This window comes from Bacillus spongiae, assembly GCF_037120725.1.
GTDB lineage: Bacteria > Bacillota > Bacilli > Bacillales > Bacillaceae_K > Bacillus_CI > Bacillus_CI spongiae.
Genome location: NZ_JBBAXC010000014.1, coordinates 1 through 20,313, shown reverse-complemented (window position 1 = coordinate 20,313; position 20,313 = coordinate 1). Strand labels below are relative to the sequence as shown.

17 protein-coding genes and 1 rRNA gene are annotated in these 20,313 nt (G+C 37.4%); 14 read left to right on the top strand and 4 right to left on the bottom strand.

The genetic code is table 11. The features are described from left to right. Window positions 1-214: 214 nt before the first annotated feature. The 5 genes from WAK64_RS15945 (at window position 215) to nikC (ending at window position 5,850) form a co-directional block, all read left to right on the top strand. Window positions 215-1,237, top strand: coding sequence for an ABC transporter ATP-binding protein (locus tag WAK64_RS15945; RefSeq protein ID WP_336587988.1), 1,023 nt, complete (start codon window positions 215-217; stop codon window positions 1,235-1,237). Then, window positions 1,212-2,195: an ABC transporter ATP-binding protein gene (locus WAK64_RS15940; protein ID WP_336587987.1), complete on the top strand. Its 984-nt coding sequence runs from the start codon at window positions 1,212-1,214 to the stop codon at window positions 2,193-2,195. Before WAK64_RS15945 ends, WAK64_RS15940 begins: the two co-directional genes overlap by 26 nt. A gap of 60 nt (window positions 2,196-2,255) precedes the next feature. After that, on the top strand, window positions 2,256-3,836 hold the full coding sequence (locus tag WAK64_RS15935) for an ABC transporter substrate-binding protein (RefSeq protein WP_336588098.1): 1,581 nt from the start codon (window positions 2,256-2,258) through the stop codon (window positions 3,834-3,836). 101 nt (window positions 3,837-3,937) lie between these two features. Then, entirely contained in the window at window positions 3,938-4,942 is a 1,005-nt protein-coding gene (locus WAK64_RS15930) for an ABC transporter permease (RefSeq protein WP_336587986.1), read from the top strand. A gap of 14 nt (window positions 4,943-4,956) precedes the next feature. Continuing rightward, window positions 4,957-5,850, top strand: a complete 894-nt coding sequence (nikC, locus tag WAK64_RS15925; RefSeq protein WP_336587985.1) for a nickel transporter permease — start codon at window positions 4,957-4,959, stop codon at window positions 5,848-5,850. A 279-nt stretch (window positions 5,851-6,129) separates the two neighbouring features. Here the strand turns inward: nikC and WAK64_RS15920 are convergent, their stop codons facing one another. From WAK64_RS15920 to WAK64_RS15910, 3 genes are all read right to left on the bottom strand, one after another. Beyond that, window positions 6,130-7,197, bottom strand: coding sequence for an FUSC family protein (locus tag WAK64_RS15920; protein ID WP_336587984.1), 1,068 nt, complete (start codon window positions 7,195-7,197; stop codon window positions 6,130-6,132). 310 nt (window positions 7,198-7,507) lie between these two features. Next, window positions 7,508-11,995: a glutamate synthase-related protein gene (locus tag WAK64_RS15915; RefSeq protein ID WP_336587983.1), complete on the bottom strand. Its 4,488-nt coding sequence runs from the start codon at window positions 11,993-11,995 to the stop codon at window positions 7,508-7,510. 237 nt (window positions 11,996-12,232) lie between these two features. Next, entirely contained in the window at window positions 12,233-13,528 is a 1,296-nt protein-coding gene (locus WAK64_RS15910) for a glutamate-1-semialdehyde 2,1-aminomutase (RefSeq protein ID WP_336587982.1), read from the bottom strand. A 247-nt stretch (window positions 13,529-13,775) separates the two neighbouring features. On the opposite strand from WAK64_RS15910, the gene WAK64_RS15905 reads away from it, so the two are divergent. The 7 genes from WAK64_RS15905 (at window position 13,776) to perR (ending at window position 18,543) form a co-directional block, all read left to right on the top strand. After that, window positions 13,776-14,792 (top strand): ABC transporter ATP-binding protein, encoded by a 1,017-nt coding sequence (locus WAK64_RS15905; RefSeq protein WP_336587981.1) that lies wholly within the window; start codon window positions 13,776-13,778, stop codon window positions 14,790-14,792. Next, window positions 14,789-14,998, top strand: coding sequence for a hypothetical protein (locus WAK64_RS15900; RefSeq protein WP_336587980.1), 210 nt, complete (start codon window positions 14,789-14,791; stop codon window positions 14,996-14,998). Before WAK64_RS15905 ends, WAK64_RS15900 begins: the two co-directional genes overlap by 4 nt. Further along, window positions 14,982-15,773, top strand: a complete 792-nt coding sequence (locus WAK64_RS15895) for an ABC transporter permease (protein WP_336587979.1) — start codon at window positions 14,982-14,984, stop codon at window positions 15,771-15,773. The genes WAK64_RS15900 and WAK64_RS15895 overlap by 17 nt, the downstream gene beginning before the upstream one ends. Window positions 15,774-15,781: 8 nt before the next feature. Further along, the gene (locus tag WAK64_RS15890; RefSeq protein WP_336587978.1) at window positions 15,782-16,567 is read left to right on the top strand and encodes an ABC transporter permease; all 786 of its coding nucleotides are present in this window, start codon (window positions 15,782-15,784) and stop codon (window positions 16,565-16,567) included. 110 nt (window positions 16,568-16,677) lie between these two features. Next, the gene (locus WAK64_RS15885) at window positions 16,678-17,076 is read left to right on the top strand and encodes an ion channel (RefSeq protein ID WP_336588097.1); all 399 of its coding nucleotides are present in this window, start codon (window positions 16,678-16,680) and stop codon (window positions 17,074-17,076) included. 72 nt (window positions 17,077-17,148) lie between these two features. Beyond that, complete coding sequence (bcp, locus tag WAK64_RS15880; RefSeq protein WP_336587977.1) at window positions 17,149-17,622, top strand: thioredoxin-dependent thiol peroxidase; 474 nt, start codon at window positions 17,149-17,151, stop codon at window positions 17,620-17,622. Window positions 17,623-18,102: 480 nt separating this feature from the next. Continuing rightward, window positions 18,103-18,543: a peroxide-responsive transcriptional repressor PerR gene (gene perR, locus WAK64_RS15875; RefSeq protein ID WP_336587976.1), complete on the top strand. Its 441-nt coding sequence runs from the start codon at window positions 18,103-18,105 to the stop codon at window positions 18,541-18,543. A gap of 25 nt (window positions 18,544-18,568) precedes the next feature. Here perR and WAK64_RS15870 read toward each other — a convergent pair whose 3' ends face one another. Beyond that, window positions 18,569-18,913, bottom strand: coding sequence for a YgzB family protein (locus WAK64_RS15870; RefSeq protein WP_419465959.1), 345 nt, complete (start codon window positions 18,911-18,913; stop codon window positions 18,569-18,571). A 153-nt stretch (window positions 18,914-19,066) separates the two neighbouring features. Here WAK64_RS15870 and WAK64_RS15865 point away from each other — a divergent pair, with 153 nt between their 5' ends. Together WAK64_RS15865 and WAK64_RS15860 are read left to right on the top strand one after the other, a co-directional pair. Then, window positions 19,067-19,933 carry a nucleotidyltransferase-like protein gene (locus WAK64_RS15865; RefSeq protein WP_336587974.1) on the top strand — a complete coding sequence of 289 codons (867 nt, stop codon included), beginning with the start codon at window positions 19,067-19,069 and terminating at the stop codon, window positions 19,931-19,933. 302 nt (window positions 19,934-20,235) lie between these two features. Next, window positions 20,236-20,313, top strand: a 16S ribosomal RNA gene (locus tag WAK64_RS15860); the annotation flags it as partial.

Below are 20,313 nucleotides of genomic sequence, written 5' to 3'. Positions count from 1 at the left end.
TCTCTTTGATTATAATGGAATTATTTTTTGTATCACTGTTGATAATTCCCAATGTTAAGAGTGAAGATGGGCTAAATATTATGTAATATAATTAACAGATTTGAAATTATATTAGGAAAATTCTATCAAATAGCTTGAAAAGTACTAAATTAGCTGTATAATTAAATAGTAATTTCAGAAAACTTAAAACATTACAACTATAGGAGGCTTGCCAATGGCTAACGATGCTCCTTTGCTAAAGGTAGAAGAACTAAGAACAACATTTTATACAGATGATGGTGAAATTCCAGCGGTTGACTCAATCTCATTCGATATACATAAAGGGGAAATTCTTGGGGTAGTGGGAGAGTCAGGATGCGGGAAGAGTGTAACCTCACTTTCTGTAATGGGACTAGTTCCAAGTCCACCTGGAAAAATTGACGGCGGTAAGATTTTATTTAAGGAGGAAGATCTTGTCCAAGTTTCTGAGAGTCGAATGCGTGATTTAAGAGGAAATGAAATTGCGATGATTTTTCAGGAACCTATGACGTCTTTGAACCCTGTGTTCACAATTGGCAATCAATTAATAGAAGCCATTCGTATACATAAAAAGTGGAGCAAGGGGAAAGCGAAGCAGCGGGCTGTTGAAATTTTGAAACAGGTAGGATTACCTCGTGCTGAAGAACTGTTAAGTGAATATCCTCATCAACTGTCAGGGGGAATGAGGCAAAGGGTCATGATCGCTATGGCAATGGCTTGTGAACCGGAGCTATTAATTGCAGATGAACCTACAACGGCACTAGATGTAACAATTCAAGCACAGATTTTAGCACTCATGAAAAAGTTAAATGAAGATACAAATACCGCAGTCATGCTGATTACGCATGATTTAGGAGTTGTAGCAGAGGTATGCGAAAGAATTATCGTTATGTATTCGGGGAAAGTGGTAGAACAGGGAACAGTTAAAGAAATCTTCCAAAACCCCCAACACCCCTATACAAAAGGATTAATTCAATCTGTGCCTGATATGCGATATAAAAAAGACAAGCTCTATTCCATTCCTGGGAATGTTCCAAAGCCAGGGTCCATCAAGAGTGGCTGTCGATTTGCTCCGCGATGTGAAGTTGCCTTAGAACGTTGTACGACAGAAACTCCTGAATTATATAAAACAGGGAATGAACATTGTACACGTTGCTTCTTATATGATGGTACAACAAAGGAGGGAACAAAAGATGGCAGAGGCACTGTTACAAGTTGAAGACTTGAGAAAGAGTTTCCCAGTGAAAGGTGGCCTTTTTGGGAGAACAGTGAAGGAAGTAAAAGCTGTAGATGGCATTTCCTTTACTGTAAATAAAGGAGAAACTTTGGGGATAGTTGGAGAAAGCGGCTGTGGTAAATCGACTACTGGTCGAATGCTTATGCGCTTAATTGAACCTACAAATGGAAGAGTTCTATTTGAAAATAAAGAGGTTACAAGTCTATCAAACAATGAACTACGAAAAGTGCGGCGAGATATGCAAATGGTATTCCAAGACCCGTTTGCCTCTCTTAACCCAAGGCATAGTGTTGAGAAAATTTTAGAAGAGCCTCTCATCGTTCATGGAATGGGAGATAAGAGAGAGAGAAAAAAACGCGTGTACGAGCTATTAGAAATCGTTGGCTTGAGTTCTTATCATGCAAAACGCTATCCACATCAATTTAGTGGTGGTCAGCGCCAGCGGATAGGGATTGCACGTGCCTTAATGACAAAACCAAAACTGATAATTGCAGATGAACCTGTATCTGCTTTGGATGTTTCGATTCAATCTCAAGTACTTAATTTAATGGAAGATTTACAGAAAGAATTTGGTTTAACGTATATTTTTATTGCTCATGACCTAGGAGTCGTGCGTCATATTAGTGATCGTGTTGCTGTGATGTACTTAGGAAAGGTAGTGGAGCTTGCTGATAGTGACAAGCTTTATGAAAGACCTCAACATCCATACACACAGGCACTTTTGTCAGCTGTACCAATTCCTGATCCGAACTACAAAAAGGATTCAATCATTTTAACAGGGGATATTCCAAGTCCTTCGAATCCTCCAGCTGGTTGTGCCTTTCATACGAGGTGCCCACATAAAAAAGAAATATGTGCATTAAAGCAACCGACACTAACAAAACAGGAAAATGGTCATTATGTTGCGTGCCATCTGTTTCCAGAAACAGATGGTGTGTAACATAAAAATATAAAAGACAAATTAGGAGGGATTTTTTTGAGGAAGAAAACTTGGTCAATTATGTTGTTGCTCTTGCTGACTGTTTCTACAGTATTGGTAGGATGTGGAGAGGAATCTTCTGGTGAAGGTAACGAAAACGATGACAAAATGAAGCAATTAATCTTTGGTCGTGGTGGCGATTCAGTAAAGCTTGATCCTATCGCTGTAACGGATGGGGAATCATTAAAGGTTACGAAAAATATATTTGAAACATTAGTAGACTTTGGCAAAGAAGACACGGAAATTAAACCATTACTTGCGACAGAATGGGAAGCATCTTCCGATGGTCTTATGTATACCTTTAAGCTTCGCGAAGGGGTAAAGTTCCAAGATGGAACCGACTTTAATGCAGAAGCTGTTGTGTATAACTTTGAGCGCTGGGCGAATGGAAACAAGGAAGAATTCTATTACTACGGTTCAATGTTTGGTGGATTCAAGGGAGATGAAGGTCATGTGATTGAGTCCGTAACAGCAACGGATGAGCTCACAGTAGAATTTAAACTAAAGCGTCCTCAAGCTCCATTTGTTAAAAATTTAGCAATGAGCCCATTTGGGATCGCAAGTCCAACAGCAATAGAAGAGCTAGGTGATAAATTTGCTGATGGACCGAAAGGAGCTGGAACGGGACCTTTCCAATTTGTTGAGTGGAAACGAAATGATAAAGTGGTCATTGAGAAGTTTGATGACTATTGGAATGAAGGGTATCCAAAAGTAGATCAAGTGGTGTTTAAATCTATTCCTGATAATACAGCTCGCTATAATGCTTTAAAAGCGGGAGAAATTGATTTAGCGGATGGTATTAATCCAACTGACGGGGAGTCCGTTGAAGCTGATGATAGTCTTCAATTATTTAAGCGTCCATCTATGAATGTTGGTTACTTAGGATTAACGAGCACACGTCCTCCATTTGATAACAAATTAGTTCGTCAAGCGATGAACTATGCGATTGATAAGCAAGCGTTAATTGATGCTTTCTACAGTGGGCAAGCTTTGACAGCGAAAAACCCAATACCTCCTGTTATTGCAGGTTACAATGACGCTATCGAGGAATATGAATATAATCCGGAAAAAGCAAAAGAACTTTTAGCAGAGGCTGGATTAGCAGATGGATTTGAAATGGAACTATGGGCAATGCCAGTTCCTCGTCCATACATGCCAGATGGTGAAAAAGCAGCGGAAGCCATTCAAGCAAATCTTGCTGATGTAGGTATTAAAGCAGAAATTGTATCGTATGAGTGGGCAACATACTTAGAGAAGGCTCGTAATGGGGAAGCGGACGCATTCTTATTAGGCTGGACAGGAGATAACGGAGATCCGGATAACTTCTTATATGTTCTCCTAGATGAAGATAATATTGGAAGCAATAACTATTCTTATTTCAAGAATGATGAAACACATAAACTACTCATTGAAGCTCAATCGGAGTTAGATGAAGCTAAACGTATCGAGCTATATAAAGAGGCTCAAGAAATCATTCATGAGGAAGCTCCTTGGGTACCGCTTGTTCACTCTACACCAATCTTGGCTGGTACAAAGGATTTAAAAGGGTTCTATCCACATCCAACTGGATCGGATAAGCTACATGAAGTTGAATTCGAATAAGAAGGGAAATGGGGAGAGTCTGTTAGTCTCTCCCTTTCCTACATAATAAATCTCGTAATGGGGTAATCAAGCATCCTAGTAGAAAAAAGAGGTGAATCATTATGCTCCAATACACGATTCGGAGATTATTACAGCTTATCCCTGTATTAGTAGGTATTACGATTATTGTTTTCCTAATTATCCATGCGATTCCAGGTGACCCTGCTCAAGTAATTTTAGGGCAACAGGCAACAAAGGAAGCAATAGAAGCATTGCGGTCAAGCTTAGGCTTGGACAACCCACTGTATGTTCAATATTTTGATTATGTAAAAGGATTATTGCAAGGAAATTTAGGAGAGTCAATTCGGACAAGTACACCCGTAGCTGTTGAGATTTGGCCCTATTTAGCAGCGACGATAGAGCTTTCTTTTTTTGCCATGTTTATTGCTATCGTCATTGGAGTGAATGCAGGAATTATATCCGCATGGTTTCAAAAATCTTGGTTTGATTATACTGCCATGATTTTAGCATTAGTGGGTGTATCAATGCCGATATTTTGGTTAGGTTTAATGGAGCAATGGGTTTTTGCGATTCAATTAGATATGCTTCCAACGACAGGTAGGGATAATATTCGTAACCCTGTTGAATCCATCACACATTTATATGTAGTGGATACGATTATACAAGGTCGATTTGATCAGCTTTGGGAAGTGATCAAACATCTAGTCTTACCAGGGGTAGCATTAGCAACGATACCAATGGCCATTATTGCAAGGATGACTCGTTCCAGCATGCTAGAAGTGATGCGATCTGATTATATTCGCACAGCAAGAGCGAAAGGTGTCAATATGTTTTGGGTTGTCTACAAGCATTCCCTCAAAAATGCAGTCATTCCTGTCTTAACAGTAATTGGTTTACAAATGGGTTTGCTTTTGGGTGGAGCGATTTTAACAGAAACGATTTTTGGGTGGCCAGGGATTGGTCGTTACATTGTTGATGCCATTGCTTTTCGTGATTATCCAGTAATTCAGTCTGGTATCCTCGTCATCGCTACCATCTTTGTGCTAATTAATCTTGTAGTGGATTTACTGTATGCTGCAGTTGATCCTCGAATTAAGTACAACTAAGGGGAGGCAAAGAGATGGCACAAATTGCAACAAATTCAGAATCAGTCGTGCTTGAAAAGGAGGAAACAATTTCTCCTTGGAAAGAAGCGTGGAGAACTTTCAAGAAGAACAGATTAGCAGTAGTAGGATTTTTCATTGTGTTATTTTTTATCCTTTTAGCTGTGTTTGCCCCGTGGATTGCACCTGAGGGGATTAATGAGCAAAAGCTTGGTGATCGATTACAATCTCCATCTGCAGCTCATTGGTTTGGGACAGATGATTTTGGTCGTGATATTTTATCGAGAATTATTCACGGTGCTCGAATTTCACTTTGGGTAGGATTTTTAGCGGTTATTATGTCAGCGGTTATTGGGAGTATACTTGGTATTATTGCTGGATATTATGGAAAATGGGTTGATATAATCATATCCCGTATTTTCGATATAATGCTTGCTTTTCCAAGTATATTGCTTGCGATTGCTGTTGTAGCAGCTTTAGGGCCGTCCTTACGTAATGCTTTAATCGCCATTGCCATTATAAATATTCCAAACTTTGGACGTCTCATTCGCTCGAAAGTGTTGAGTGTGAAACAAGAAGAATATGTAATGGCTGCAAAAGCTATTGGAATGAAGGACAGGAGAATTTTATTTTCTCACATATTACCGAATAGTATGGCCCCTATTATTGTTCAAGGAACTCTTGCAATTGGGACAGCAATTATTGAAGCGGCAGCACTTGGGTTTTTAGGATTAGGTGCAAAAGCACCAAGTCCGGAGTGGGGGAAGATGCTAGCTGATTCGAAGGAATATTTAATTTTAGCACCTTGGACTATGATTTTTCCTGGACTTGTGATTATGTTAACGGTTCTAGGGTTTAACTTAATGGGAGATGGTCTTAGAGACGCCCTTGACCCAAGAATGAAAAGCTAGCAATATTTAAGTTGAAATGAGCTAAATAGTCAGATAAGGCTTGAGTTCGACAGAGTGTCGGATTTAAGTCTTTTTATTTACCTTCTGCCATTTTGGGGTATGTTGGGTGGAATAAACAAGCTAGAATCGAAGGAAACGCCTTCATTACCATGTTATCATTCACTTTAATAATCCATGCATAATATTATTTCTAGTCTGCCTCGTGAATTTAGCCAACATCAAAAACGGCACCTATTTGATAGAATGTATCAAATCAGGTGCCGTTTACTTTACCCATTCCTATTCATCTTCTTTAATATCTAGTTCGTTTACTTCAGTATGGAAAGACTGAAAGCTTGTTATTAGTTTATCTAAATGGATAAGATGCTCTTCATATTCCATAATGGAAGTTAAAATATGGAGAATATGAAAATGATGAACTTGTTGGCTTTGAAGCGCTGCTAATTCTTTTGATAAAACGTTGGTAAAAGACGAATGATCTAAGCAAACGGCTTCTGAATTAATATCGTGCCGCATTTTCCCTATAAATTTAAGCAATAATTGTTCATGGTAGTTATGAAGACGGTCAAGTTGTTCTTGTAAAAAAAGAGCCATTTCCTCAGGAAGCTGATTTACTTCATTTTCAAAACGGTGAAGTCGTTTAAGTGTATCAAAGCTCCTTCTCGTTGTTGCAATCATCTGTCTAAAAACAACGAGCTTACGGTTTTTAGCTACTTCATTTGATTTAAAATAATTTCTCTCTTCTTTATAGTTTAAATATAAGGAATCTAGTTTGATCAATTTTTCCTTTATTTTTTCAATGTCCTTTTTTAGTAGGCTATGTTCAGAAGCGTGCCTTGTAGTAAGCCTTGTCCATTTTAATATTTCTTCTGTAATGCTATCAATTTGACTATATACTTTCGTTTCATATTTTGGCGGAATAAAGAGCAAATTGATCACAAAGGAAGAAAATACTCCAACCATAATGGTGGAAAGTCGAATGAAGGAAAAGGTGATAAAGCTATCACCGCTTCCTTCCATAATGATAATAAGTGTTACGAGAGCGAGCCCAATTGTATTTCCTAATTGTAGCTTTAAGATGATTAGAATGGTAACAATCGCCGCTAAGCCAATAATGACAATATGATTGCTAAAAAGTATAACAAAACTAACCGCTATTATTGCGCCAATGAGGTTTCCTTGTATTTGTTCAATAATAGTTAAATAAGAACGATAAATAGTAGGTTGTACTGCAAAAACAGCAGCAATTCCAGCGAAAACAGGGGATGGAAGTTCAAGAGCTTCTGCCACAAATAGTGCTAATACGATGGCAATTCCCGTTTTCATTATTCGAGCACCAAGCTTCATAATGAGACGAATTCCTTTCTTATTTAAAAACTAGTTGCTATTAGTTTAGTTTGTTGATAAACAAATTAGACTATACAACCATTTATCTGAATATGCAAGTAATAGATGGTGGAAACAGAATGGTCAACAAAGTGTCCAAATAATCTTTTAAAATGAAATCCTTGACTTATAAATGATTATTATCAATGTTTAGGCAGTTAATTTCAACTAGAAACATTTAATAAGGAAGAAAAAAAGAGGCTTAATGAAAGCCTCTTTCAAAATAGAATTTTAAAAACGTAAAGATGTAGGTTGTTTCTTATATGGAATATTACTCTGTTGATACTGATGGGTCTGCTTGTTCTTTTACAGGATTGACTTGAAGAAAATGTTCTTCCGGTGCTTCTAGAAGCGTCCTTATCGTATTGGCCTCTTCATGATTCTCCTCTTCTAGTAATGAAAGATACATAGTTAAGAGCTCAGTAAGGTCTTCTTTAGCACGCTCATCGATTGGGTTTAAACTAACCTTTGCTCCTTTTGCTAGCCTTCTCTGTAAAGCTTCTTTCGTTAATCCCATCTCAGGTTGGTGTCGTAAATAAACGACTCCCCCAGTCATTCCTGCACAGATCCATGGCCCTGGATCACCTAAAACTAACCCGCGACCATTTGTCATGTACTCAAATGCAAACCCTTTAATATTCGCATACGTGCTAATATTGCCTGCCTCGTGCTTTGGAATATTTTGCTGAATAAGACCACCAATAATCATATCAGCTCCAGATAAGCGTATGCCTGCTCGGGCATCTGCATTACCTTGTGCAACAAGTAATCCTTTTTGAGCACCGTAACCAAACCCTTTACCGACAGAACCGTTATAGAATTCGTCGAGTTGTCCTCTGTTCTTTAAAATGATAATATTTCCACCTAAAGCTGATTTACCAATTCCATCTTGTCCTCCACCAGCTACAGAAATCGTCATTCCTTCTGTTGAATAGGCCCCTAACCCGTTACCAGGGACAGAGCCGTTGTGGTAGCGTAAATGGATGGGCTCAAGTGTTTGATGTGCTCCGCTAAATTGGGCACGAACACGATGGCAAGAAACACGGCTTCCGAGTACTCTGTGCTTAGAATCAACAGGAGAGAATGGATGAGTTGTAGTTAGTTGAGCTGCTTCATTCTCAAGATATTCTCCTCCTACTGCCGCTACAGATGTAGCAAGCACAGCTTCTTTTAAAGGTAACTGCGTATGTTGAAGCTGAGGTAAATCAAGAACGTTTAGTAGGGTAGTAAGATTCATTAAGTTTTGTCCCTTTGTCTGTTCAAGAAGATCAGAACGACCAACAAGATCCTGTAATCGGTCAGCACCTAAGGAAGCAGTTAATTGTTTAAGTTCTTCTCCAAAAGCCGTAAATAGGTTTATTAAGCCTAACTCAGCCATATCCGATTTACGGGGAACAAATCGACGTAGTCCATGTTCTTTTGCCTGAGCTTCTGATTCGATTTGAGTTGCAATCCCAACATGACAAGTATCTAAATGACAGCCTCGACAGGTCGTACAACCAATTGCAATCATGGATAAAGTACCAAAACCAATACGATTGGCACCGAGGAGCATCACTTTTATAACGTCCTGCGCACTTTTAATACCGCCATCTGCCCATATTTCAACGGTATCACGTAAGCCAGCTTCCAGTAGGGCATTATGAGCTGCTTTTACACCAATCTCAACAGGAAGTCCAACGTGTTGTAAGGCATGAATTCTAGCTGCACCTGTACCTCCATCAAACCCGCTAAGTGTAATAATGTCTGCTCCAGCTTTCGCAATTCCAACAGCTATAGTTCCAATATTAGGAACGACAGGAACTTTGACAATAACTTTTGCTTCATCATTAGCTGTTTTTAACTCATGAATCATCTGAGCTAGATCTTCGATTGAATAAATATCATGGTTGTTGGAAGGGGAGATTAAGTCAGAGCCTATCGTTGCATTTCTGGCTTCAGCAATTTTTGCTGTAACCTTTGAGCCAGGTAGGTGTCCTCCTTCTCCAGGCTTGGCTCCTTGTCCAATCTTTATTTCTAATAGATTGGAAGAATTTAAGAGCTCGGCATTCACTCCAAAACGTCCAGAAGCAATTTGCTGTCCACGTGTTTTTGGGTATTTGCCTAGCATTTCTTTCATTTCTCCACCTTCGCCATTTAAGCTCACCATATTTAATTTATCAGCAGCCTCAGCGTAAGCCTTAAAGGCAATTTCATTTTGGGAGCCAAATGACATAGAAGCAATTACGAATGGTAAACTATGGTCACCTACAGAGATGTCGACATCTTCTGTTTTTGTTTCTGTTTCCGCCTTCTTTATAGACGTTAAGTGGCGAATCGTTGTTGGGTTCTTCTCTTCAATCTGTGTAAGTTTTGTCCGATATCCTGTATAGTCCCCCGTTTTAGCGACATCACCAATTGATTTCCAAATACGCGGGAAAACATTAAAGCTCTTTGAAATTCGGAGGGTTTCATTCTTGAAATCAATAGATCGTTGAATAGCGTCTTCTTTCATTGATTGAAAATTGAATGAGAGATGTTCTCCTCCAAAAAAGTTCACAATATTTAACATTTCTGCAACGCTTGAAGTGAGTCCGATGGATGAAAATAATCTTCCGTATCCACGTAACTCATGAATTCCAATTGTTGAAATAACCTTTTCTAACCCTTTATTTAATGCATTATACAAATTTAATAGTGGTTCTACTTTTTTATCTTCTGTAATTGTAAAAAACATATAATAAGGGTTTATAGCATCTGCCCCTAAGCCGAATGCTGTGATTACATCATGCAATGAACGAATAGCTGCAGACCTTACAATAATCGAACACTCTCTTCGTAATCCTGCAGAAGTAAGCTCTTGGTCGATAACGGCAAGTACTATATGAGGATCAAGCCATAAGTGGCCATCTTGATGGCTTTTAGCATCATCTAAGATTAATAGAGACTTGTTTTTCTCTACTGAGGTTATCGCTTCGATACTAATCCTCTTGAGTGCCTCTTCAATGGATTCCTCTGGGCTGAAAGTAGTAGAGAGAATATAACTTTCATCTTGTTTAGTAAAAGCTGATAGGATTTGATCATAGGATAATTGTTGAGTATGATCACTGCATTCAGCTGCGAGTTGTCCTTCTAGTAAAATAGGAGAAGGAAGTTCAATGAATAAAGAAGGGCTATGCTTTTTATTATAAGATGGACGTTTTCCAATCATTGTCCTTGTAGAGAAGTGTTCTGTTTCTCTATCACGATCAATGGCAGGGTTTGTCACAACTGCAACGCTCTCTTTTATAAAGTCAGGTATGTTTTTTCGAGTAGGGTTAATCGACGCGAGTGGTGAATCATGTCCTAATGAGCGGATTGGTTCAATTCCTTTGTCTGCCATTTGTTCCACCATTTGAATATGCTCTCGTTCCCAACCAAAAGCTTGATATTGCCCATTATGAATTTTTGCAACAGATGGTATCGTCACTTTAAGAGGTAGTTTGTTCGGTTTTAGTCTATCAGCGTAATCCTCAAATTGAAGGGATGCTGAAAATCGTTTATAAACCTCCTCTTGGAAATCATGTTGAAAATATACTTGAATTTCATCTTCATTCCATTTTAATCCAACTTTTTCACCAGGAGCTAATGGTTTAGGGTCTGTTGTAAATTCGACTGAATTTACAACACCAGGCTCGGAAGAAAAAATAAAAGAATGATTTGTTTCAAGCATCCAAAGTGGACGCAAACCTAGGGAGTCCACACTAAACACAGCTTCGTCTTGAAAGCGAGACACAATACCGGCAGGGCCTTGAGCAAAATGTCCCCATGCTTCTCGTAAATAGGCGTATAAATCTTGAAGATGTTTAGGGTATTGAATGATTTCATTAACAATAGGAGGAAAAATCATTTCCATTGCTTGAAATAATGTAAAATCATCTCTAGAAATTAATGTTTCAATGGTTCGACTGACATCTTGAGAATCACTTCCATCTTTTACAAGTGGAACGTCAATCATCATAGCTTCATCTCGAAACTTTGAAATCGTATTAATCTCTCCATTATGGCCTAATACACTGAAGGGTTGTACTCGGAAAAAGTTTGATAATGTATTTGTCGAATATCGATTGTGTCCCAGTGTCATCGTTGATGCCATTAGGGGGTTAGATAAATCATGATAATAATCTAGGAGCGTTTCTCCTGATCCCATTACTTTATAAACAGTATGATCAGGACTTAAGGATGCCACGTGCATGTTTTCGTTTTCCTCAAGTTGAACGGTTAGATTAAAGAGCTGTAGATAAAGTTGGTGATGTTTTAATGATTCTGGGGCTAAGAAAGCAACCTGTAAGAAAATAGGATTTTCTTGTTGGGCTATCGGTCCTAGTTTTTCAACATTCACATTTTGCGTGCTTTCGTATAGAACCGTAAAGTTATTTTCTTGGAATAGTGTAAGCAGATTGAATAGGTTGTCATTTGCTAGTGCATTTCGGGTTAGAAAGAAATGGCCTACAATAAATCGAGGAGATTCTACATGGTCAGCAGACAAACCTTTTGACATGAGCTTTTCTTTCCAAAGTTCGCGAGGGATATCTGTATGAATTCCCGCGCCGTCTCCTTCACCATTAATAAACCCTGCACGATGATCGAGCGTAATTAACGCATCAATACAACGTTGAACATTCTTATTGGTAGGTATTTTGTTTTTTTCAATACATGCGACAATTCCGCATGCATCATGTGCTCCTTTGTGAAAATCTTGAAACGTACTTTGATCCCATTTTTTGCTTTTTATATCCAAAGATTGACACCTCCGAAAAGGATTATTAGTATAAAACAATAACAATAAAAACTATTTATAATTTTCAGAACAGTGATTCTATCATAGCATAACAATGGTTGGAATTCAATTTTATATACATGTTTTTGGATAAAAATTAAAGAGGGGAGTTAGGAAGTAAAAGTTGAAAACGCTTACAATTTATTGGTGAAACCAAGCAAAAACAATACCGTTATTGAAGTTGCTTGGTTTGTATGATTATACGTTAGAAAGCTTTCGGAAGGCGATATCAACAGCCTTTAATGTTTGCTGCACGTCATCTCCTGTATGAGCAATGGTTAAGAACCAAGCTTCATATTTAGAGGGCGCTAGATTAATCCCTTGATTCAACATTAGTTTAAAAAAAGTAGCAAACATTTCCCCATCGGTTGCTTCGGCTTGTTCATAGTTACGTACTTTTTCTTTTGTAAAATAAATAGTTAATGCCCCTTTTAGACGATTAATGGAGATAGGGGTATTATATTTTTTAGCGGAAGCTAATATCCCATCTTCCAGTATTTTTCCTAGACGATCGAGCTCATCATATAGTCCTTCTTGTTGGAGGACTTCTAAACAGGCTATTCCTGCCATCATAGAGGCAGGATTACCCGCCATTGTTCCTGCTTGATAAGCAGGTCCTAGCGGAGCTACCTTTTCCATAATATCTATGCGGCCACCATATGCCCCGATTGGAAGTCCTCCACCGATAATCTTTCCGAGTGCAGTTAAGTCAGGTTTAACACCTAAGTAATCTTGCGCACCACCGTACATGAATCGGAAAGCGGTAATGACTTCATCATAGATTACTAAGGCACCTGCTTTATGGGTAAGTTCGTTTACTTTTTCTAAGAATCCATTCTCTGGTTCTACAATTCCAAAGTTTCCAACAATCGGTTCCACGAGTACAGCAGCGATTTGGTCTCCCCATTTTTCTAAAGCTTCTTTAAACGGTTCCACTTCATTAAAAGGAACAGTGATCACTTCATTGGCAATGCTCTTCGGTACACCTGCAGAATCAGGAGTTCCAAGTGTAGATGGTCCAGAACCAGCTGCGACTAACACTAAATCTGAGTGACCATGGTAACAGCCGGCAAACTTGATGATTTTATCTCTTCCCGTATACGCTCTTGCAACACGGATGGTGGTCATAACGGCTTCAGTTCCAGAATTTACAAAGCGAACTTTTTCAAGGGATGGAATGGCCTTTCTTAGTAGCTTTGCAAATTTCACTTCATGAGGTGTTGGTGTTCCATATAGCACCCCATTTTTTGCTGCCTCCGTAATGGCTTCCGTAATATGAGGGTGAGCATGTCCTGTAATAATGGGGCCATATGCCGCCAAGTAATCAATGTATTTGTTACCATCAACATCCCAAAAATAAGCCCCATTAGCTTTTTCCATTGCAATAGGTGATCCTCCACCTACAGCTTTATAAGATCGTGAGGGACTGTTTACGCCTCCCACAATATTTTCCGTTGCTTCTTTATGTAAGCTTTCAGATTTTGAAAATTTCATGAAATCCTCCTAAATTTATTTTTGTCAGATTAATGCAATACATAGCATTCGTGTAGTCAGCGTTTCCGCTGTTATTGCTTTTTGTTCTTCTATCCATCTGAGGATAGATTTGTTGAATGGTTATATTTTAGTCTTCTGTCAACTTTAAGGCAAATGAAAGACGAAGACTTGGATAAGCAACCTGAGCTTTAATAAGGAGGAGATGTGGTAAACTATTTCTTGCACTCATAAGAAGGGGGAGCCATAAATGGAAAATGCAATATATATAGATTCTTTATCCAAGGAATTTAAATTATACGCCAGTCGACCAGGATTAAAGGGAGCCTTTCGAGATCTATTCACAAGAAACTATCATACAAAAGTAGCGGTAGATTCAATTGGTTTTTCGGTTAAACAAGGTGAGATGGTTGGATATATTGGAGAAAATGGAGCTGGAAAATCTACTACAATTAAAATGCTGACAGGGATTTTAACACCTACCTCTGGAAAGATTATTGTAAACGGAATGAACCCACATAAAGACCGAGAGAAGTTTGTGAATACAATTGGTGTTGTATTCGGACAACGCTCCCAACTTTGGTGGGACATTGCTGTACAAGAATCATTTCAGTTATTAAAAAAAGTATACAAAGTTTCAGATAAAGAATACGAGGAACATATGGGTCACGTTATTGAAACGTTAGATATTGGACCATTACTTAATAAACCTGTTCGAAAACTATCATTAGGTCAACGAATGAGGTGTGAACTTGCTGCTGCACTTGTACACAATCCTCCGCTTTTATTTTTAGATGAACCAACAATTGGGTTAGATGTGTTAGTAAAGTTGAAAATTAGAAATTTCTTAAAAGAAATCAATGAAAAATTTAATACAACCATTCTATTAACAACCCATGATTTGTCTGATATTGAAGCATTATGCCAGCGCGTAATTATGTTAGATGAAGGTAGAGTAATCTATGATGGAGCACTTCAACAATTAAAAGAAAGCTCTGATGACAAAAAGGAACTACAATTCCATTTTCTTGAGGATATAAATGTTCCTGAGCTTGAGCAACTGACAATAGACATTGGAGTGGTATGGAGAAAAGGCGGCACAATGAAAGAATTTATTGCTTTAGTGCCGGCTAAAGATGAAAAAATTGCTGAATTAATTGGACGGATTGTAACAGCCTATAAAGTTCGAGACATGAAAGTGAGGGAAACTACGACAGAAGAAATTATTCGTAATATATATGAGAAAGGGAATGTGGTACAAGTATGAACGTAGCACAACAAAAGGAGAAAAATAGTTTATGTTTATTCGATAAGAAATATTTAAAAGTGATGAAAATAATAAATGGTATTTTTGTTTTTAAGGGTATTCTATTATTTTCTACTCTTACCCTATGGAATATAGGATTAGTAGATTTGTTAAACAATTGCGGTAAGAAAGAGAGCGAGGGGGATGGGTATGGCGAAGTATATTGAGATGATGCGAATTCGTTTCTTAATGATGCTGGCCTATCGAACAAATTATTATAGTGGAATCTTAATTTACGCAATCAATATTGGAGCCTATTATTTTCTCTGGCAAGCTATATATGGGGGTAAAGAGAATATTCAAGGTTTAAGTGTCTCGCAAATGACGACATATGTTGCCGTCGCCTGGATGGCTAGAGCGTTTTATTTTAATAATATTGATCGAGAAATTGCAACAGAAATTAAAGAAGGGAAAGTGGCAGTAGAGTTAATAAGGCCCTACAGTTATTTAGGTATGAAGACGATGCAAGGGTTTGGGGAAGGAGTTTTCCGACTGCTGTTTTTCTCTATTCCAGGAATGGTGCTCGTTACCTTCATTTTTTCTTTATCCCTATCAACGAATCTATTAACTTGGTGTTTATTCGTTTTTTCACTGTTTTTTAGCTTTTTGATTAATACCCAAATTAACCTCTTAACAGGGATGACAACTTTCTTTTTATTTAATAATGATGGTTTGATTAGAGCTAAGCGTGTGGTCATAGATCTATTTTCAGGGTTACTGCTACCAATTAGTTTTTTTCCAATGTGGGCACAATCAGTAATGCAATACTTGCCATTTCAAGGCATAAGCTATATTCCTAGTATGATTTTTACAAATAGTTTTTCTAGTGAGGAGTTGATTTTCGCACTTATGCTTCAGGTTGGATGGGTACTCGTGCTGGTATTCCCAATCGGGGTATTGTGGAATAGAGCGAAAAAGCAACTAATTATCCAAGGGGGCTGACAAAAAGGGTGTTTTATCTATCTATGTTTTTTCAATATGTTGCCCAATATATGAAAACGAGAATGCAGTACCGGACAGATTTAATAATCGAAATAACCTCTGACCTTTTATTTCAAGCTGTAAATTTAGTTTTTATTTTAGTAGTGTTCGGACATACGCATTATTTAAGTGGCTGGAACCGAGAGGAGATTATTTTTATTTATGGCTTTTTTCTCGTTCCATATGCTATTTTTTCATCGTTTTTTAATATTTGGGATTTTAATGACCGGTATATCGTCAAAGGTGAGATGGATCGAATATTAACAAGGCCCATTCATAGCCTTTTTCAAGTGATATTAGAAAGAATGGAATTGGAATCATTATTTGGTATTGTGACAGGATTAGGTGTAATGCTCTATGCTGGACGGAAGCTAGGCCTTGAACTTTCTTGGTATGACCCAATCATGTTTATAATATTTGTTCTAGGTGGAGCGTTAGTATATGCTGGGATATTTATTGCGCTGGCTAGTATTGGTTTTTGGTCAGACGCCAAAACATCCATTATGCCCATGATGTATAATATCGGGAATTATGGACGTTATCCGGTTGATATTTATCATTCGGTTATTCGTTTTGTATTAACTTGGATTTTGCCGTTTGCCTTCGTTGGTGTCTATCCTTCTTCATTCTTTTTAGGGAAAGAGGAATGGTATCATTATGCATTTATGACACCAGTGGTGGGGATTTTATTCTTTTTACTTTCGATTTTTCTTTGGAATTTAGGTGTTAAACAATATAGGGGGGCCGGTAATTAAAACTCATGAATAAGAGGTAGTCTGTATTTATCGCCTATTAATGGGCATGTTTTCTCATTTTTTGCGTACAATGTTGTGACGAGCTGGATTTGAAGGGGAGGAGCTTTGTGATGTATGTCATCGCTATAATTGTTATTATGCTAATGTTTGGAAGTCTTCGTACTTTATTCACTCCCACAGAAACGAGAAGGCATCATATTTCGCTTCATTACTTCTTATTCCTTTGTATAGTGTATATCATTTTTATGACAGGCTTTGCTTTACTTTATTTAATCTTTGAAATGAAGGGAATAAACGTACTATTAGAAAATGGGCAACATCTAGAAGGTGATTATCAACATCATTTTTTTACAACCCTATACTTTAGCGGTGTTACTCTATTTTCTTTAGGTTACGGCGATATCTCACCAATCGGTATAGGGAGAGGAATTGCTCTAATAGAATCTTTATTAGGATTTACTGTCCCAGCGGCATTTGTTGTTAAGACTGTCCTTACGGTTGATCATTAATCCACTTATTATTTGTTTTTCCCACCATAATCCGTTACGCTAAATGGGAAATGAATCAATGGAGGGATTGTGATGGCTATTGAAGTTGGAATGGCTGCACCTACGTTTGAACTAGAAGCAAACACAGGTGAGCTCATCTCCTTGTCAGATTATAAAGGAAAGAAAAATATTGTACTTTATTTTTACCCAAAGGATATGACACCGGGGTGTACAACGGAAGCATGTGACTTCCGTGATAGACATGAGGAATTTACAAATTTAGAGACGGTTATTTTAGGGGTAAGTCCTGATCCACTTCAACGTCACCAAAAATTTGTAGACAAGTATGGTTTACCTTTCGTCCTTTTAGCAGATGAAGACCATAAAGTTGCAGAGCAATATGAGGTATGGAAGTTGAAAAAGAACTTTGGTAAAGAATATATGGGAATCGAACGATCTACCTTCATCATTGGTAAAGATGGAAATATTGTAAAGGAATGGCGAAAGGTGAGAGTGAAGGATCATGTTCAAGAGGCTTTAACGTATATAAAAGAAAATTTATCGTAAAATAATGAGCTTGGAAAAGGGATATAAAAAGCCTATTTTATTTAGAAAAGGCTCATGTCCACTCAAATTGTGAAAAAATACATACGTTAAAGTAGGGCATACCTCCTCAATAAAGAAAGAACTTTGATCAGACCAGCGAATGCTGGTCTCTTTTTTATCAATTGATCATACCCTTATTGTAGAGTTAGACGATAAAGCGATGTGTATCCAGCTTTTCTTTACATTGAAAGATTAGGATTCGAATTTTGAAGATAATACAAAGTCAGAAGATATCGTAAGCTCCGGCAGAGGTGCATTTTTATTAATGTTGCTGAAATATAATCGCAGATGCAGCATTTCTTTTAATGTGAGTAAAAAATTAACTTTAGGAAAAGGATGATATGTTTAGAAAGATTGACAAATCCGTTCATATATTAGTACACTAATTGTAAATATTATAAAGTAATAATGATAATTTATATTGAGAAGAGGTGCATGACAATGTCTCATTCGCAGTTAAGCGAAGCGATTACTACATTAAAAGGCACTGGGGTTCGAATCACTCCACAGCGTCATGCGATACTTGAATACTTGATCGAATCCATGTCGCACCCTACAGCGGATGAAATATATAAGGCGTTGGAAGGGAAATTTCCGAATATGAGTGTTGCGACGGTTTATAACAATTTACGAGTATTTCGTGAAGTTGGTTTGGTTAAAGAGTTAACGTACGGTGATTCTTCAAGCAGGTTTGATTTCATTACAACGGAACATTACCATGCGATTTGTGAAAAATGTGGGAAAATCGTGGATTTTCACTATCCTGGTTTAAATGAGGTTGAGGATTTAGCCTCTCATGTCACGGAGTTTAATGTAAGTCATCATCGTTTGGAAATATATGGAATTTGCAAAGGGTGCCAAGAGGTAAATCATACACAATAAAAAGTAGCTGACATATAATTGTCAGCTACTTTTTTTTATTATATTTTTCATCAAATTCTTTTCCTTCAAGGGAAGGATCTAATGTTAGTGGTTCGTTACAATACATGCACATATCTACACGACCTAATACTTTTGTTGTTTTATTACAACTTGGACAAACGACTTGAACAGCTTTAGTGGACAGCATCCCTATCCAAAAATATACGACAGTGCTCGCGATAATCGCTAAAAATCCAATAATAATGAACAGTGTCATCACGATGGGAGTTTGACGAAAAAAGATGCCGACATACATAATCAAAATTCCTATAAAAATAAGACTAAGTGCAAATGTGCGTATTTTATTTATTTTATTTGAGTACTTTGCCATTACGTTCCCTCCTAAAAGACTACTATACCACATTATCGTGCTATGTTAATATGAAATACACACTTGTCGATTTTTGTCTTGTTGAGCAGCAGGAATTTTCTTGTTGTTGTCGAAATTATTAATACCCAAACAAGTAATTGAAGGAGTTTTAATATGGAACACATTTTGAGACCGATATATCAGGAGCGGGCTAGTCAGCAAAATACTTTAGGTGTAATACTAATTGAAAAGCGACATGATACAAGTTCAGTGACAGATACGTTTGATGCTGTGTTATTAATTATTGTTAAAGATGGAGAGGAAGCTATTTTTACAAAGCATTATATTTATGAAGAACAAAAAGCAGCGATGCATGTTGTGACGGAAGATCAGTTGAATGAATGGTTACTATTAGGGTCAAACCGAAAAATAGTAGATTGGCTATTTAATGGAAAGGTTCTATTTGACCGGAATGAATATATTGAGAAATTAAAAATGGAATTAAGAGATTTCCCTTTTTATGGAAGAAAAATTAAGATGGGGATGGAATTTGCTAAGTTAATCAGAAGATATTTAGATGGCAAAGCGTTTTTTGAGGCAAAGCAATATTTAGATGCCTATAATCATATTGTTCATTCATTACATCATCTGGCTCGCTTGGCTGTCATTGAAAATGGATTTCATCCTGAAATTACAGTTTGGCAACAGGTAAAACAAATCGAACCAGAAATATTCAAATTATATAGTGAGCTTGTTACAAGTGATGAACCGATTAAAAAGCGACTTGAATTACTATTTATTGCAAGTGAGTTTATGATACATTCGAGAACGTCTAGTTGTGCGACACATATTTTAGATACAATGAAAGAAAAAGAACAGTGGACGATTCAAGAACTTCAAGAGCACCCTCATTTAAAGCATTATTCAGTCGATCTAGGTGTACTAATAGAATACTTAATCGATAAAAAAATCATTGAGATTTATAAAACGGATACAAAAGGACTATACGTCTATCATCGGCATTATAAAGTTTCCCTTTAATAATATATTTAAAAATATATAAAAATAATAAAAATGTGTTGACGGTTGTATAGTAAGGTGATATATTAATAAACGTCGCTGCTGAACGAGCCTGTGACTTGGTTGGTAGCGACTGAATATCACCTCAGTCGTCAAAAACTTTTCTAAAAAAGTTATTGACACAGAAATGCTACGGTGGTATGATAATAAAGTCGCTAAAACGACATCGATTGAACTTTGAAAACTGAAAAGACGAAACGTCAACGTTAATTCTAAATGTAAGAACTTAGTTCTTACACAAAACATGAGCAAGTCAAACTACTTTTATGGAGAGTTTGATCCTGGCTCAGGACGAACGCTGGCGGCGTGCCTAATACATGCAAGTCGAGCGGACTGATGGG